General features: G+C 42.9%; 17 protein-coding genes and 1 pseudogene. 11 read left to right on the top strand and 7 right to left on the bottom strand.

What is annotated here, in order from left to right; translation table 11 throughout:
• Positions 1-166 precede the first annotated feature (166 nt).
• The 3 genes from ACHZA2_RS14355 (at position 167) to ACHZA2_RS14345 (ending at position 3,829) form a co-directional block, all read left to right on the top strand.
• On the top strand, positions 167-799 hold the full coding sequence (locus tag ACHZA2_RS14355) for a DUF47 family protein (RefSeq protein WP_319580278.1): 633 nt from the start codon (positions 167-169) through the stop codon (positions 797-799).
• Positions 800-804: 5 nt separating this feature from the next.
• Positions 805-1,986, top strand: a complete 1,182-nt coding sequence (locus ACHZA2_RS14350; protein ID WP_319580277.1) for an inorganic phosphate transporter — start codon at positions 805-807, stop codon at positions 1,984-1,986.
• 148 nt (positions 1,987-2,134) lie between these two features.
• Entirely contained in the window at positions 2,135-3,829 is a 1,695-nt protein-coding gene (locus ACHZA2_RS14345; RefSeq protein ID WP_319580276.1) for an ATP-binding protein, read from the top strand.
• A gap of 35 nt (positions 3,830-3,864) precedes the next feature.
• Here ACHZA2_RS14345 and ACHZA2_RS14340 read toward each other — a convergent pair whose 3' ends face one another.
• The 3 genes from ACHZA2_RS14340 to ACHZA2_RS14330 form a co-directional block, all read right to left on the bottom strand.
• Positions 3,865-6,075, bottom strand: a complete 2,211-nt coding sequence (locus ACHZA2_RS14340) for a hydrophobe/amphiphile efflux-3 (HAE3) family transporter (RefSeq protein WP_319580275.1) — start codon at positions 6,073-6,075, stop codon at positions 3,865-3,867.
• A 75-nt stretch (positions 6,076-6,150) separates the two neighbouring features.
• Positions 6,151-7,413, bottom strand: coding sequence for an S-layer protein (locus ACHZA2_RS14335; RefSeq protein ID WP_319580274.1), 1,263 nt, complete (start codon positions 7,411-7,413; stop codon positions 6,151-6,153).
• A 1,097-nt stretch (positions 7,414-8,510) separates the two neighbouring features.
• On the bottom strand, positions 8,511-9,629 hold the full coding sequence (locus ACHZA2_RS14330) for a class I SAM-dependent DNA methyltransferase (RefSeq protein WP_319580273.1): 1,119 nt from the start codon (positions 9,627-9,629) through the stop codon (positions 8,511-8,513).
• Positions 9,630-9,949: 320 nt separating this feature from the next.
• On the opposite strand from ACHZA2_RS14330, the gene ACHZA2_RS14325 reads away from it, so the two are divergent.
• On the top strand, positions 9,950-10,378 hold the full coding sequence (locus ACHZA2_RS14325) for a transposase (RefSeq protein ID WP_319580968.1): 429 nt from the start codon (positions 9,950-9,952) through the stop codon (positions 10,376-10,378).
• A gap of 79 nt (positions 10,379-10,457) precedes the next feature.
• Positions 10,458-10,787, top strand: a pseudogene (locus ACHZA2_RS14320) (transposase); the annotation flags it as partial.
• A 161-nt stretch (positions 10,788-10,948) separates the two neighbouring features.
• On the opposite strand, the gene rd reads toward ACHZA2_RS14320, so the two are convergent.
• From rd to hcp, 4 genes are all read right to left on the bottom strand, one after another.
• The gene (gene rd / locus ACHZA2_RS14315) at positions 10,949-11,110 is read right to left on the bottom strand and encodes a rubredoxin (protein ID WP_319538183.1); all 162 of its coding nucleotides are present in this window, start codon (positions 11,108-11,110) and stop codon (positions 10,949-10,951) included.
• Between the two features lie 3 nt (positions 11,111-11,113).
• Positions 11,114-11,395, bottom strand: coding sequence for an NAC family transcription factor (locus ACHZA2_RS14310; protein ID WP_319580272.1), 282 nt, complete (start codon positions 11,393-11,395; stop codon positions 11,114-11,116).
• Positions 11,392-11,772 (bottom strand): cupin domain-containing protein, encoded by a 381-nt coding sequence (locus tag ACHZA2_RS14305; RefSeq protein WP_319580271.1) that lies wholly within the window; start codon positions 11,770-11,772, stop codon positions 11,392-11,394. Before ACHZA2_RS14305 ends, ACHZA2_RS14310 begins: the two co-directional genes overlap by 4 nt.
• Before the next feature lie 141 nt (positions 11,773-11,913).
• Positions 11,914-13,530 (bottom strand): hydroxylamine reductase, encoded by a 1,617-nt coding sequence (gene hcp / locus ACHZA2_RS14300; RefSeq protein ID WP_319580270.1) that lies wholly within the window; start codon positions 13,528-13,530, stop codon positions 11,914-11,916.
• Between the two features lie 85 nt (positions 13,531-13,615).
• On the opposite strand from hcp, the gene ACHZA2_RS14295 reads away from it, so the two are divergent.
• The 6 genes from ACHZA2_RS14295 (at position 13,616) to ACHZA2_RS14270 (ending at position 17,005) form a co-directional block, all read left to right on the top strand.
• Positions 13,616-13,975, top strand: coding sequence for a helix-turn-helix domain-containing protein (locus ACHZA2_RS14295; RefSeq protein WP_319538187.1), 360 nt, complete (start codon positions 13,616-13,618; stop codon positions 13,973-13,975).
• A gap of 58 nt (positions 13,976-14,033) precedes the next feature.
• The gene (locus ACHZA2_RS14290; RefSeq protein WP_319538188.1) at positions 14,034-14,285 is read left to right on the top strand and encodes a hypothetical protein; all 252 of its coding nucleotides are present in this window, start codon (positions 14,034-14,036) and stop codon (positions 14,283-14,285) included.
• A complete protein-coding gene (locus ACHZA2_RS14285; protein WP_319580269.1) occupies positions 14,282-14,968 on the top strand; it encodes an NAD(P)/FAD-dependent oxidoreductase in 687 nt (228 codons plus the stop codon). Before ACHZA2_RS14290 ends, ACHZA2_RS14285 begins: the two co-directional genes overlap by 4 nt.
• A 5-nt stretch (positions 14,969-14,973) precedes the next feature.
• Positions 14,974-15,312, top strand: a complete 339-nt coding sequence (locus tag ACHZA2_RS14280; protein ID WP_319580268.1) for a cupin domain-containing protein — start codon at positions 14,974-14,976, stop codon at positions 15,310-15,312.
• Positions 15,313-15,410: 98 nt separating this feature from the next.
• Entirely contained in the window at positions 15,411-16,226 is an 816-nt protein-coding gene (locus tag ACHZA2_RS14275) for a transcriptional regulator FilR1 domain-containing protein (RefSeq protein ID WP_319538191.1), read from the top strand.
• Positions 16,227-16,336: 110 nt separating this feature from the next.
• Positions 16,337-17,005, top strand: a complete 669-nt coding sequence (locus ACHZA2_RS14270; RefSeq protein ID WP_319580267.1) for a cytochrome c biogenesis protein CcdA — start codon at positions 16,337-16,339, stop codon at positions 17,003-17,005.
• The last annotated feature ends 43 nt before the right edge of the window (positions 17,006-17,048 follow it).

The raw sequence follows: 17,048 nt of genomic DNA, 5'->3' as shown, positions 1-17,048 counted from the left end.
TCCGAAAGAATCGATCTGATCAATCCTTCCGTCGCTCTATAAACTATAGAGATCACAGATCAAGGTCGCCCATCTAGTTGTTAAATATTATACAACTGATTGAGAGGATATCCAATACGTGAATTAAATTTTCTATAATAAATTCGTCAAACAATAGTCAGGATATATGGGAATTAAGGAATGGCTCATACCCCAGGATGAAATGTTTTATTCTCTCTTTGAAGCTCATGCAAAAACGGTAGTTTCAGCCTCAAAAATACTTGAAAAGATGATGAATAAAGAAATAGACGCAATAGAGGCTCAAAGAGATATCAAGGACCTGGAGCATTATGGTGATTTAATAACTCATCAGATCTTTAATGCTTTAAATCGAACATTCATCACTCCACTTGATCCACTAGAAATATCCAGGTTAGGATCGGCTTTGGATGATGTTCTTGATTATATTGATGATTCAGCTGAAAAGATTGTTGCTTATTATAGCATTACCAATTACGATCCGGTCATGATTCAATTCTCTTCTATTATTCGACGCTCAGCAGAGCAAATTGAAATTGGTGTAAAATCGATCAGAAATCATGCAAAACTTAGTGACTGCGAGAGTTGTTACATTGAAGTGAATAGGCTTGAAAATATGGCCGATGACCTTCTTTCTCATGCCACTCGCTCTCTCTTTGAGTGTAAAGACCCGATTCGAATCATTAAACTCAAGGATATATATGAGTGCCTTGAGATTTCAACAGATAAATGTGAAGATGTGGTAAATATTCTCTCTGATATCTGTATCCGTCATGCGTGATATTCATGGAATGGATACTCGTTTTTGGTATTACGGTAGCATTAGGCTATAATTTTATAAACGGTCTTCATGATGCTGCAAATTCGATTGCAACAGTCGTTGCAACACGAGTATTGTCTCCAGTAAAAGCTATCATACTTGCAGCGTTTTTCAATCTTCTGGGTCCTCTAATTCTTACAACAGCAATTGCCGAAACGATCAGCAGGGGAGTGTTTATTCCTGAGTATCTTACCCTGGAAATTGTTATTATTGGAGTAATCTGTGCTTCATTCTGGACACTCTTTACCGCATATGTTGGCCTGCCGGTCTCTTCTGTTCACTCATTAGTCGGGGGATTAGTTGGATCTGCAGTGGCATATGGAGGATTAAATGTCGTCATTCTGCCGAGTCTTAGTGTAATCGGTCAAATTATTGGGTTGGCAATAATCGGAATGATTGGTGGGGCTGGAATCATATACCTGCTTGCATGCTATTTCAAAGAGCAGAATCCCAGGAAGTATATGCCAATAGGTGCCTTTTTTGGATTTATTCTTATTATTCCTACTGCAATTGCCCTTCACTATCTGGTGATATCAGGAATTCTGAAGATTATTCTGTTTATTGTAATCTCTCCCTGTCTTGGGTTTCTTATCGCATTCCTTCTTGGATCCCTGGTGACCCGGTTCTTTCGCAACTCTAATACATCCACCATGAACGGGATATTTAACAAATTGCAGATAATATCCGCTTCATTTTACAGTCTGGGTCATGGGAGCAATGATGGTCAGAATGCCATGGGAGTAATCACCACGATGCTGGTACTTGCAGGTGTCATTTCTGATTATACTGTCCCACTCTGGGTTATCCTTGCGTGTAGTGGAGCAATTTCTTTAGGAACATTGACAGGAGGATGGAAGATTGTCCAGACGATGGCGAAAAAGATCACCCAATTAAGACCCTATCAGGGTTTTTGTGCAGAGACTGGTGGTGGAATCGTTCTTCTGTTCGTGAGTCTGTTTGGAATTCCTGTCTCAACAACACATGCAATAAGTGGCTGTGTAATGGGAGTCGGTTCAGTTCGCGGAACAGCAGCGGTCCAATGGAGCATGGTGAGGCAGATTGTAACCGCATGGGTGATCACCATACCGCTTACAGCCGTAGGTGGTTTTGCTGTCTGTTCTATGTATCTGGTTATCCTTGGGAGATAAGTTTCTTTCAGATTCCTGTCATCCCATTTTTAATCGGTATTCTCTATTGTTTGGGATCGATGAGAGATCTGATCCCCCACTTTTCCGCAAATTATCAGATTTTTACCGATACATATATGCCCTTGCAGATCAGTAGAGGAACGAGAGAATGAATATCAATGCTTTTGATATGAACCTGATAGTAAACTGGTTTCAAACCATATGTGTTCTTATCGCACTATTGCTGTTGTATAATTTCATACCTAATTCAGTGTATATTTTAAAAAAGTTTCATTATGCTGCTTTGGTTGGCATAATATTCTCATTTGCAGCAATATTGGGAACATTTATCCAGTGGTCCAATTCATCTAATATGATTTTAGGCCTGAATACGGTTCTGGTCCCTTTGGCAGGGTATTTTGGAGGACCTATTGCTGCAGGAATTATTACCATATCATTACTCTTCTTATCGGGAACAGTTGAAACAGCACCGATTGGTCATAATGAACAGATAATTTTAATTATTACCGCTCTTATCGGGATTCTGTTTTACTATATCAGAGAAAAAAGATTGGTTAAAATCTCTCAAAGGTGGATGGTTGGCATCCTCTCTATCTCCATCGCTCTCTTAAGTGGCTCATTATTTTTCGTGATCTTCTCACCAGATTTACATACGGCTGGTTCTCTAACCGATTTGCATAATTTTCTAATTTTAATTTTTATGACCCTTGGATTGGGTATTCTTGGAAATATCATCATATACATCGATCAAAACAAAGAGAGCGATTTTGAATTAATGGCGTATAGAAGTCATCTGGAAGCACTTGTTCAGGAGAGAACTCTGGATCTTGAAAAGATCAATGCCCTTCACAAGTCAACCATGGACTCTACGAATGATGGGATTGTTGTTACTGATTTTGAGGGAACTATACAAAATTGTAACCTTGCTGCAACTCAAATTCTTGATATTAATGAACCATCACAGATCGGTACTCCATTAACTATCAATGGAGTCTTCACCACAAAGGTTCCTGATTTTAATCCGGGAGATCTTAACAAAATCGTCTCTGGATCTCCCGATTATGAACATCAGATGTTCCTGACTTTTCGATCAGGGAACATATATGAAGTTCAGGCTGCACCGCATTTTTTTAATGGAGAAATAATTGGAAATGTACTAAATATCCGGGATATAACGAAACGAAAACATGCAGAAGATGCACTTCACCTGGTTAATCAGAAATTACTCCTTTTGTCTGGTATTACACGGCATGATATTCTGAATCAATTAACTGCATTGTACTTCTATCTTAATGAGATAAAGGAGAAAGGCATTGATCCTGAAATTTTTGATAATGTAAAAAGTGCATATCAAATATCCCGTATTATTCAGGAACAGATACAGTTTACCAGTGATTACCAGGATCTTGGATTAAATGAACCAAAATGGTTATCTTTGAATTCAAATTACCAAAAAGCTATGTCTTCATTCGCAGATCAAAATATTTCATTCTCATTTGAAGGTCAGGATTATGAAATCTATACAGATCCCCTTCTTGAACGAGTATTTTACAATTTAATTGATAATTCAATCCGTCATGGTCAGCACGTATCAACCATAACAGTACGTACGTTCACAAAAGATGATTGCCTGGTGGTTCGATATGAGGATGATGGGGCAGGTATTGAACCTGATAATAAAAATAGGGTTTTTGAGAGAGGTTTTGGAAAGAATACCGGATTTGGTATGTTCTTAATTCATGAGATCCTTTCAATAACAGGAATACAAATCAAAGAAAATGGTGTATTTGGAGTAGGAGTATTATTCGATATTATAGTCCCGATAGGAAAATTCAGAGTCTAAAACCATCAATTCAACCATCAATATTAAATAAGAAATTATTGGTGAGGATGGGGATGATGGAGCACTTCTTCTTCTATCTTGTGAGCACCACGGAGGATCCTATCAACAAGCGAAAGAACTGCAGGCATTACTACTATTGCTCCTACTAATGAAAAGAACACTGCAATAATCGTAGTAAGTCCAAAGTTGCTGATGATTGGGAAACTTGAGAGTGTAAGGGCTGAAAAACCAAAGAATGTTGCAAAACCAGATACCATAATTGCAGATCCAATCTTTTGAACACTGTGTTTTATCGCTTCAATTACATTATCTGTCTTTTCCTTCTCTTCGATGTACCGCTCCATCACGAGAATCGTATACTCAGCAGCAACTCCTATCGTCATTGAACCAAGACATGCTGTCAGGGGGTTGTATTCTATACCCATTACGTACATTGCAACCGCGTTCCACCCAACTATTGCAATAATCGGGACTATTGGAGTTATTGCATTCAAATTACGGTATACAATTCCCAGGAATAATACCACCAGAATAAAACCAAGGTACGTCATTGTCTCTTTACTGTCCACGATGTTGTCAATGAGGTCAGTAAACATTGCAAAACTACCAGTCAGACGTGCAATGATTCCCGGAGGTGGCGCAATCAGATCGAGATCTGATTCAATCTGGGTTTTAAGACTCTTTTTCGGTCCTGACTCAAGTTTTATCGTACCGATCTGAATAACGCCTTCGTTTACCCCGTTAATGTACTGTTTTTTGACATCTTCAGGAATTTTTTCTAAAGATGCATCGAGTTCAAACTGTGTCTGTGGCAATTCCCCGGTTACAGGAGAGACGACATAATCTGCGATACTTGTTGCACTGGTGATCTGTGAATGTGCCTTCTTTTCAAAGTCGGTAAACTCCTTCATCCAATGAATTGTCTCAAGTGATGTAACTCCAGACCCGGCGACATAAATTGCTGCTGAATCTGATGATCCCATCGTCCTTGATACTTTATTCATTGTCACCTTTGCAGGCATATCTGACGGAACAAATGAGTTCTCATTTGTGTTTACCTTAATTTGGGAGTCAAGTTGGATGCCTACAATTGCTACAAGAAGAACGACGAGGAGAACAACCACGGGATTTTTAGCCATGGTAACTGCAATTTTTGAAAGTCCTTTGTCAATAAATTCTGATTGCTTAGACTTTCCCGCCCCTTTTGCTCTGTAATTCAGGTATAATGCAACAGTAGGAATTCCAATCAGTGAGGTCACGTAGCAGGTGACTACTCCGATGATACTGATGAGCCCGAATCCTCTGATCATAGGAACTGAAGAGACAAACATTGCAAAGAAACCGATGGCTGTTGCAAGCATAGCATACATAACCGCAGGCCCGGTCTTAACAATGGTATTTTTAACAGCAACAGAGAGGGGGTTTGACCTCGCCTCCTCTTCAAGACGCGAATGGAATTGAATAGCATAATCAATACCCAGCCCTATAAGGACCGGAAATGCCGATATAGCCGCCATACTGATCTGAACTCCGGCTAGCCCTACAATACCAAACGTCAAGAGTAGCCCTACTGCTACCATCACAACTGGTAGAAATCTGTGGCTTACATATGAGAAGAGGATTCCAAGTACTATCACCATCAAGACCAATGCTGCCATAATGAGAGTTATCATCGACTGACTCATGGCAGCTCCCATCTCCATACTGAAAGCGGCACTTCCTGTCACTGAGACATGAACCCCCGGGGGAATATCAGTACTGGTAATGAATGATTTAACATTGGTGATTGCAGAATTCTTTTTTGAATCTGCAAGACCTGGCTGTAGTCCTATCATCACCATTGTCATCAGATTAGATGGAACATAGCGTTTGAGAACTGCTGATGAGATTGAACTCTCTGCTTCGGTAACTTCAGCATCAGATGAAGGAAGTACTCCTCCGTTTGCTTCTTTAAGAAGATCAGCTATACTTGATACCGTTGATATATATTGTAGATTTTTTAAAGGACTTTTAATAGAATCAATATATTTCAGCACTTCAGGGCTGGTAGGATCGTCACATTCGACCAGGATGATAATAGATTCTTGTGAGAATGTGTCAGAATAATGGTTTGAAATGACACTGCTTTCTGAATCTTTATTCTGGTAGGTATCGTTTCCTGTTGCCATCGATATAGACATCATGCCAAATATCGAGATGGCCATCAGGATGAAGGATATCTTAAGAATCAGACTGGTTCGGTTCACTATCAGATCAGCGATATTAGAAAAAATCGTTGATATAGACGGAAAAAATGGTAACATGTCTTTCTCCTTGTTGGATTAGACAGGATTGCCAGAACGCCGCTTTGAATACAGGTAATATCCACCACCGAGAATGAGCAGCAGGACTATTACTCCTGGAAATGGTCCCATTCCCTGTGCAGACTCAACGGTTACCGGAACCTTAATTGTATCTGAAATCTGGCTATTGTCAAGAGCATCGCGATATCTGACTTCTGAATCAAGTCCATATGTCTTAACTGTGGCATCTGATGATGCACTTACCTCAAACTTTGCTACTCCTGCCTCTCCAGGTTTCAGATCACCGAGGTATGCCAGGTCATCATTGCTGGTGAACGGATCTACTGCACTAATTCTGGCTTCTGCACTGTATGCAGGTGCTGATCCATCATTCCTATACTGAACCTCAATCACCTTTTTCTGTCCGACATTGATTGTTGCAGGACTACTGGTGACAGTAAAACTGACTTTTGATCCGACCTCCACTCCGAAGTCTTGTACCTGTGTTGATAAGTTCTCTCCATCGCTGTTCTTGTAATCCACCCGGATACTGAGTGGATAACTCTGGGCTTCGGCATCCTTTGAGACTGAAACTTTAAATTTAGATGTGCCCTCTGCTCCAGGTTCCAGATCTCCGATATAGATCGTGCTGTCAACAGGAACAACCGGCGAGTTATCGTTTCGTAGCAGTTTTGCAACTGCGTCAAAACCAGAATCACTTCCTGAATTCTTGAACTTGAGTGAAACATATCCAGATCCTCCAGCATTCAGTGATTCTGTCTGAACATCTGTGATATCAAGATTGATTGACGGTTTTACCGTGAATGGAATGTTTAAGGTGACTTCCTTCTTGTTGAATCGATAGGAAACGGTATCAGTTCCCTGTTGATCAGCTTCAGCGAGATATGTGTATGAGAGAGTGACCGGGAGTTCATATGTTCCAGCCTTGGCATTGTCTTTTACAAGCACGGTGAACGATACCGGAATACTACTTGAAGCGGAAATATCGCCTATCATCTGGGGGTCTGATTTTATGATAACAGGAGATTCTCCAGATTCTAATGATACGGTTACCATTTTAGCAGTGCTTGGAATATCATCCCTGTCAACAATACCGGACTGTACCATCTTCATTGTGTTAAGTCCGGTATTTTGAATTTTAAGTGCAATTGCTTCGGTATTTCCTGCAGTAAACTCATTACTTCCGGATATGGAGACAGAAAGATTCGGAGATCCGGTCTGGTATTTTGTTCCTGCAGAGACAGGAGAAATTACGATACAGCAAATAGCCAGACTTACCATCAGCAACATCACGGTCTGATATAGATAAGAATTTGAGGACGTTTTTTCCAAAAATATTCGGTTTTTCGGTTCCAATGTTTTATTTTTGCTCATTAGTCCAGGTATCATATGGTTTTATCCTTTGTTATTTGTCGAAAATGCAGCGGTTGATTGTTTCTACCTTCATCAGAGGGAAGAATGCGAGATAGTTTTCTAAATTTCATCAGACAGGCCTATTTTTTTGATTACACAGAAAACATAACCGAAATCATAATTTGAGGGAATTTCAATTGGGATCATGTATCAGTGAATTACCGATTACAGGTCCAATGGTATGAGATAATCCGCGAAGACTATCAGACGTGGCTTTTTTTATTCACGCTGAATTGTTGTCAACTTTTTGACAACTACACTATTTCTGTGATTCAGTTTATAGTTTTCTCAAAAAAGGGATTGAATGTAAAACCTGTCGGTTGGACATAGTGATCTACCGATATCAGGCTTTACTTTCTGAGAAATAGCACGGGAGAAGTATAGATCAGCATCGAAAATCTTCGAGATCTACTAACCTCAACCTGATCTACTCCTTATTATTCTTCAGAATTGATGGTGAATGTGTCTTCATCAGTCACTGGAATTATCCATTTGAAAACCCTAATGGTGCCCATTGGGGGACCCAGGCAAGACCGTTGAAATGCTTTCCATGCAAAATGATTGTTCAATTCCTTACTTTGAATAAAATTCGCGTCCCCATAGGTTTTCTCACTTCATCAGAAAAGTGATGAAAACAGGTGAATTGTTACAGGTATTGATATTGATCCTTTCTGTTCATGGAGCATCTTTTTGAGCTCCTCAAGATTTTTGAGAATTTCCCTCTCTATTCCCTCGATCTCACCGATTATCCACTCCGGGGGATCATACTCAACCTGTTCATATTCGATCTCCTTGTACCGGGATATTGAGAGATCAAAATTGTTCTCTTTGATCTCATCAACCGGTACATAGAAATACTTTCCTTTCCTGTCGGTGGGGTTCTCTCTTTTCAGGCCTTTGAACCTCTCAATGATATCAGGAATATCACCTCTTCCCTCAATCCGGTTTCGCTTGTCATCAAGAGATTACCCGTCTGACTCCATGTTGTAGAACCAGACCCGGTTTGTACTTCCTCCTTTTACAAATGTGATGACAGCAGTGGAGACTCCGGCATAGGGTTTGAACACACCAGATGGCATTGATACGATCCCTTCGAGTTGGCAGGTCTCAAGAAGGATCTTCCTTAAGTTTTTGTGGGCATTGGATGATCCAAACAAGACCCCGTCAGGAACAATAACGCTGCATCTTCCTCCGGTTACAAGAAGTGTGACCATCCTCTCCACAAAGAGCAGTTCGGTTTTAGTGGTTGTCAGGGAAAGGTTGTCACTAATATCACTCTTATCTATACTCCCCTTAAACGGAGGATTTGCAAGAATTACCGAGTATTTTTCTTCTTCTGTGTATCGTTTCGAGAGTGTGTCAATAATGTGGATCTCAGGAGATCGGATTCCATGGAGCATCATGTTCATGACCGATATCCGGGTCATGGTTGAGTCGAAATCAAATCCGTAAAAGATATCTGACCAGAGTTTTTCCCAGTGAGCTGGTTCGGTGATATGATCCCCAACCAGGTTGGTATATTCTCCGTCCTCGTCTACCTTAAGTGTGTCCGGACTTGTATATCTCCGGATAATATGCTCATACGCATTAACCAGGAATCCTGCAGTCCCACAGGCCGGGTAACATACCCGGTCATTGATATCAGGATCAACAAGTCCGACCATCATCCTGATAATATGACGAGGTGTACGGAACTGGCCGTTTTTTCCTGCGGTTGAGAGTTGGGAGAGGAGGTATTCGTAGATATCACCCTGGGTGTCCCGGTTTCGGGCAGTGATATCCATCCGGTCAAGAATTGATACTGCTTCCTGAAGGAGTGAGGCTTTTGCGATAATGAAGACTGCATCCTTCATGTGCTCTGAAAACCTGCTCTTCTCCCCGTTTGAGATTGTTTTGATGAAAGGGAAGACGACATCCCGTACATGAGTAAGCATCTGGTCTGCCGGATAGTTCTTCCAGTTCGACCATCGGCATTCATCATGTCCGGAAAAGATTGGCGTATAGGGAATTTTTCTTGCCGATGCTCTTCGTTCTTCGACAATATCCATGTCCTCAAGTCTTTTCATGAAGATGAGGTATGACATCTGTTCTTGTTGTGGAAGGAGTCTTCAGGGTGGGACAATAATTTCCATTGAAAAACGCCAGGTATTTGACCTTCCTCCTCCTCCGGCAATTGAAATTAAAGAACATCGATCTCAAACCTTGGTTTATAACCATTGTGGATACAAAACATCTGGGATTTTCCCTCCGGATGTAACTCAACCGGTTTAATATGGATCAAGAATCAAGGCGTATATGTGTTATCTTGTTCATTATCAATTCATTCCGTATGAACGGGCAGTTGAAGCATGTTATGACCTATTTGGCGTTTCCATCAGTCCTGGAACGATTGTAAATCTGACTCATAACCTTTCAGAAACTTACCCCATTTGAGGATACTGTCACGAATGCTCTAAAATTCGAACAGATTATTCATAATGATGAAACCGGAGTCAGAGTTGAAGGAAAACTACATTGGCTTCATGTAACCTGCACATCACAGTGGACCCATTACTCTATCCAGAAAAAGAGGGGGATGGAAGGAATAAACGAAATTGGAATTCTTCCGGATTTCAAGGGTATTAGCGTCCATGATTTTTGGAAACCCTATCTCTCCTATCCCTGTACACATAGTTTCTGTGGTGCCCATATTCTTCGGGAACTCAAACGAGTAGAAGAAGAAACGAAGCAACAGTGGCCAGGAAAACTGATTGAATTACTGATACAGGCAAAGGAAATCAAGGAGGAATATCATTCGAATGGGGTTCCTGTACCTCCAGTCATGATGAACTGATTCAAATAGGATTAGGTGAAAATCCACCGCCGATACAAATTCTAGGAAAAAAGGGAAGGACGAAAGAGCTTTTACTCGTAACTTACTGGAAAGGTTGGAGTTGTATAAAGACGGAGATTTACGGTTTATTCAAAATCTGATTGTTCCATTCGACAACAATCTGGCAGAAAGGGATATCCGCATGATGAAGGTTAAGATGAAAATTTCTGGAGGATTCAGGGACAAATCTACTGCGGAAGCGGTAACTCTGATCAGAAGTTACATCTCAACAATAAGAAAAAATGGAATCAGGGTTATTGAGGCTATTGAATCCGCTTTTAAGAACAATCCACGGATTCCAGGGCAGGATAAAATGAGAACATATACACAAGAGAGTATGGTAATGTCAACCTGTTCTCAGCATGCCTGAATAGTTACCTTCAACAACTATATGAAACAGATGGCAGAAGAAACGAAGATTCGGACTTAAACAATCTTCTCTCCTGTCCCGGAAACCAAACATTTCCATGAGAAAGTGTTGAATATTTGGCCCACCCTAAACGAAGAAAAGCCCACAAAATTGATAGAGGGTTACGAGACTTTCTCGAAGACTTCCTTTCCCTGCTGGCAGACTGGGCAGAGCCAGTCGTCAGGAAGGTCTTCAAACGCGGTTCCCGGTGCAATACCGTTCTCCTCGTCGCCTTTCTCCGGATCATACACATATCCACAGATTGAGCATTCATATGAGTCCATAATCTACTCCTTCGTCTTTCGTTTTTTAAACGCCTGCAACAAGGCTTCAGCATATTTTTCTGTCATTTTTGTCGGGATGTAATTGAACACTTTTGCCCGTTTCACCAGTTCATTCATAATATCCCGATCACTCTGCAGATGCAGGGCTGTAACCTCATCAAGGATAAATTCGAGTTGATTAATCCCTGTAGACTTACCTTCAATCTCAATGGATCCTATCGCAGAACCCTGGGGAATAATACCTCCACAGACCTTGCAGTACACCCCGTCTTTCTCCTCACTCATGATTCCTTCTCCCGGATCATGGTCAGGGACATCTTAAACCGGGTTATTGCACTTAATGCATGGGGGATATGAGCCGGGAAGATGATCGTATCACCCTCTTTCATCTGATACGTCTCCCCCTGTACCCAGACCTCGCATTCCCCGTCAAGGATCGTGACAACCGCATCAAAAGGAGCAGTATGTTCAGACAATCCTTCATTCTCATCGAAGGAGAAGAGGGTTATTGATCCAGCCTTTGTGTTAACAATCATTCGGCTGGCAACGGTCCCCTCCTGATAATCAACAAGATCTTTGAGGCTTAGTACCATTCCACGAAGTTCTTCCCGCTTTTTCCCGGGCCTGTCTTCTTTTTTGAGTGTATCTGGATCGAATTCCATCTTTCCCACCAAAGGACGATCATAGGTGTACTGGAATGCATGCACGTATTCAAAACTTATCGAAAGAGAATCGGAGCACACATCATAGACGCTCCGAATGGAACGAAAAAGATATGGGATACCGGCGAAGCCCGAATAGAATCAGGCTGGTACCATCTTCTTCATATCTTCTTCTACAGTACTGTTCTTACCTATGTTAAAGTTCTCAACCAGGACATTGAGCACTCCGGGAGAGACAAAGCCAGGAAGTTTCGGACCGAGCGTAATGTTCTTGACACCGAGTGAGAGCAGAGCCAGAAGAACGAGAACCGCCTTCTGTTCATACCAGGCGATGTTATAGACCACCGGCAGTTCGTTGATCCCTACACCGAATGCCTCTGCAAGGGCCTTTGCGATAACCACAAGCGAGTAACAGTCATTACACTGTCCGGCATCAATCACCCGCGGGATTCCACCGATATCACCAAGATCCAGAGAGTTGTACCTGTACTTGGCACATCCGGCAGTCAGGATAACGGTATTTTTAGGGAGGGCCTTTGCAAACTCCGTGTAATACTCACGCTCTGTCTGGCGACCATCGCACCCTGCCATAACCACGAACTTCTTGATATCGCCCTTCTTTACCGCGTCAATTACAGTCCCGGCTAAAGCCAGAACTGCCTCGTGACCACATCCGGTGAGGAGGTCACGCCCGTTGGTTTTTGGCTGCTGCGGGGGCTGGCACTTCTTTGCATGTTCGATAATCGCAGAGAAGTCTTTGGTCCCGTCTGCTTTCTTTACGATATGCTTTATACCGGGATACCCCGCTGGACCAGTTGTGTATACACGGTCTATGTATGAATCCTTGGGGGGTACGATACAGTTCGTTGTTACCAGAACCGGACCGTTGAACGAATCGAACTCATCCTTCTGGTGCCACCAGGATGAACCGTAGTTTCCGATCAGATGCTTATATTTCTTGAACGCAGGGTATGCATTGGCCGGGAGCATCTCTCCGTGGGTGTAGATGTCAACCCCGTTGTCCCTGGACTGATCAAGAAGTTGTTCCATGTCCCGAAGGTCGTGCCCGGTGATCAATATTCCCGGTTTGGTTCCAACGGTGGTCTTCACCGGAGTGATCTCCGGGTTACCATACGTCTTGGTGTTAGCGGTATCAAGCAGGGCAAGGGTTTTCACACCTATCTCACCGCATTCGAGCACCATCGCGATCATCTGGTCGACAGGAAGGTCCTGGAGTGTTGAAGCAAGCCCTTTCTGCATGTAATCGGTGATCGCCGGATCCGTAAACCCAAGCATCTCGGCATGGTGGTAATATGCAGCGACTCCTTTCAGGCCAAAGACGACCAGAGCCCGGAGAGAATGCACATCGTCATTCACATTTGCCTGTTCAGCGATCTCCTTTGCCTTTGCGGCAATGTCTGCATCGTTCTTTGGTGTCCATGTGCAGGCTTCAGGTTCGCTGTCACCGGATTTTGGTAATGCATCCCTGATCGAGACAGCCTGATGGATAAGGGCTTTGAGCCTCTCATCATCAAAGTTCGTATTGGTCAGGGTGGCAAAGAGGGCTTCTGTAATAAACGCCCCTGCGTCTTTGTTCCCAGCTCCTTTTGCAATTGTAGCCATATTGCGGAGAGAGATTCCCTTGCAGAGATAGATCAGAACATCCTGAACTCCCGCGGTATGATCTTCCTTTCCACATACTCCCTTTATGGTGCATCCGGTTCCCCGGGCTGTCTCTTCACACTGATAACAAAACATGGGTATCGATCTCCTGCATCGAAATGCTACATGATATCAATTACATATCAAGTAATTAATAGTTACAAGTTTCAAAAAGTATACTGTGCAAGAGATCTGTACCGTCAACATGACGGTGAAATATCTGACAAAAAAATGGACACTTCTTGTAATCCTTGAGTTATACAAGGGAGATGAGTATACCCGCCGGTTTTCAGAGCTCAAAGATGCCATCTCTGATATCACCCCGAAGATCCTCTCTGAGCGACTCAAGGAACTTGAAGAAGAGGGTATTATCACCAAGAAGGTAGATGCAACATCCTTTCCTGTCAAGTGTGAGTACACCCTGACCGAAAGCGGAGTAGATCTCGTGAATATTATTCGCGATATTAAACAGTGGGCGCTCAGATGGAAGATCGATAACATCCCCTGTGGTGAACAGGACTGTAAATCCTGTATCCTGTAATCCATGTGCAGGGATGCCTGTATAATCTGTATAAGATGAATGAAAAGTAAGTGATGATATGATTCTGGATCATTGTCCTGGTACGAAAAATCTGAAGACTCCGACCCTTACAATCAAAAAATGCCCGCAATGCGGAGAAGAGGTTGAGATATTCTCTAATGATACCCAGGTCACCTGTAGCAACTGTGGTTTTGTCATCTATAATGACACCCTCTCCTGTATTCAGTGGTGTAAATATGCGAAAGAGTGTGTCGGAGAAGAGATGTACAATACGTATTTTCAGAAGAAGGAGCAGAATACATCCCGATGACATCCGGAACCACCGGAGCGCTCCTTCAGCGTGACGGGAAAGGGTACGCGATCATGACCCATATTCCAGCAGGGATGACAACTCCTGAAGATCTTGAACGTATCGCCGCCATCGGGAAGAAGTATCATGTCCCGGTCATAAAAATCACCTCAGGACAGCGGATCATTCTTGCCGGGATCTCTGCAGAAGATGTTCCAAAGGTGTTTGAGGATCTCGGACCGTTGGCAAAACCAGAGATACGATCGGGTGTTAAATTTGTCCAGGCATGTCTTGGAACCGAGATGTGCCGATATGGCTCTCAGGACTCTATCGCTCTTGCAGAACAGATCGAAAAGCGTCTAAAGACCCAGGAATTTCCTGCAAAGGTGAAGATCGGTGTATCCGGGTGTCAGCGATGCTGCAGTGAAAGCCAGATCAGGGATGTTGGGATCGTAGGAACTACCAGGGGATGGATGATCTTTTTTGGCGGTAACGGAGGGACAAAACCCCGGATTGGTGACCTTATCGCCTGGGGTCTCTCGTCAGATGAAGTGGTTGACTGCACCATTCATCTGCTCGAATATTACCGGGACCAGGCAAACCGGAAGGAGCGTACAGCGAGGTTCATGGAGCGAAAAGGTATTAATGCATTGAAGAAAGAACTGCTCTCCCTGATTCCCTACATTCCCCTTGATAACGTGTGAGCATTATGAAGATTACAGATGTCGCAAATGTTGTATCCGGACCAAATCCGCATCATGTGGATGCCCGGAAGGTGTATGATACAGATAATGCCATGGCTGTCGTTATCACCCTGCAGCCTGGGGAGTCACTGAAAAAACACATCACGCCGGTTGATGTCTTCTTCTACGTGCTTGAAGGAACCGGTATCGTCGAGATCGGTGATGAGAAGGCGACCTGCACAAAGGATATGCTTATCGAGAGTCCGGCAAAGATTCCTCACCGATGGCTGAACGAGAGCAGTTCGGTCTTCAGGGTTCTCGTTGTGAAGGTGCCAAAACCAAAAGAAGAGACAAAATTATTGTGATGTTCTTTTCGCGGCTTTTCGAATCCTGATCTTTTTTTCCAGCAGTTATCAGATCGTGACTCTTATAGGTAAGGCTGATCTATACACTCACGTGGAATATGACCTCCCCCCTCTTCGCCTATAACGATATCCGGCTTGGACTCGAGTCTATCTTCAGGTCACGACTGCAGATGCAGATTCTTCTTTCCCTGGGTGAAGGATGCAAGACCCTTTCTGATCTGCGTACGATAACCGGATCCTCATCCCAGGCAATTATTCCGAGAATCCGGGCACTCGAAAAACGCTCATTCATATCAAACCAGAGGTACCAGTACTGCCTGACTCCGCTCGGAAGGATATTTGAGACGAAAATTAATGAAATTACAAGACTCTTTTCTCTTCTGACTCATCACGATACGTTCTGGCATGAGCATTATCTTGACGGAATCCCGGAGCAGTTCATCAATGAGATGAGTGATCTCTGCAACTCACAGATTGTTGCTGATACCTCGGTTGAGATTTTTCAGGTATATGCACATTATCAGGCCGTAATTGAAAATGCGAGACGGATTCACTGGGTATCTTCGATGATCAGCCCGGGCCATCTCCACTATATCATAACACGGGTGATGGATGGAGTTCCTGTAGAGATGATCATCACAGCAGAGGTAGATAGGCAACTCCGTGCCGAACCGTATGCTTCACAAGTGTCACAGATGAAGACCTGTTCGAACTACATCCAATACATTTCAGACAACCCATTGAAGTTCGGACTCATGGTTACAGATACCCAGTTCATCCTAGGACTATATAAACAGGATATGACGACTTTTGATGCTTCTTCGCATTTTACAAGTTCTGATTCACAGGCATTATCATGGGGTGAACGGGTCTTAACCCATTTCAGGAGTACTGCCCGGGCATGTTCTCTTTGATATTCACCGCTCCGATGAATCTTCACTTCAGAAATTAATGTAAGAACTCGCGAAGACTTAGGATCATATGCCTGGGTCTTTCAATTTTTGGTTAACGTCTGGAGGTAGAGATGGCAACACTTGATCCATCAGTTCTGGGAATATTCATTTTTGGGTTGATAGCAGGGATATGTCCGTGTAATAGTGTTCTCTGTCTTGGACTTATTGGGTATCTCACCAGCGGGAATACATCATTGTCTCTATCTAATATTCTCAAACTCACGATATCCTTCTGCATCGGAACCATTCTTGTGCTTCTCCCACTTGGATTGATTGCCGGATACATCGGGCATTACCTGCTCTTCTTAAGCGAGACAGTTGCCTGGTCAATTGGTGGGATTATTCTCATTCTCATGGGATTGCAGCTTCTTCATGTCTATAAACCGCCGATCCGGAGTATCTTCAACTTTTTGAGGGCACCGATCTCATACACCATGACGGGATCGTTTCTTCTCGGGCTCTCGTTCGGGGCAATCACAATAGGAAGAGGGGCCCCCATGCTTCTTATTGTTCTGACATACATCGCTCTGAATCAGACCGCATTGCAAGGATTTTTTACGATTCTTATCTATGCAATAGGTCTGTCAATCCCACTCATCGTCATCAGTTCCCTTGGTGGTGCAGTAGGAAAGAAGATCAAGGATTATTCCCGGATGAGTGGTGATACTATGGACCGGATTATTGGTGGTGGAATCATCCTTATCGGATTGTATTTTTTGTATATGGCATTTATTCGATGAACGGTGAATCTGATCGAACCTCACCGGTGATGATGTACAACCA

It is taken from the genome of uncultured Methanospirillum sp. (genome assembly GCF_963668415.2).
Classification (GTDB): domain Archaea; phylum Halobacteriota; class Methanomicrobia; order Methanomicrobiales; family Methanospirillaceae; genus Methanospirillum.
This window is presented reverse-complemented; position numbering and strand designations above follow the sequence as displayed.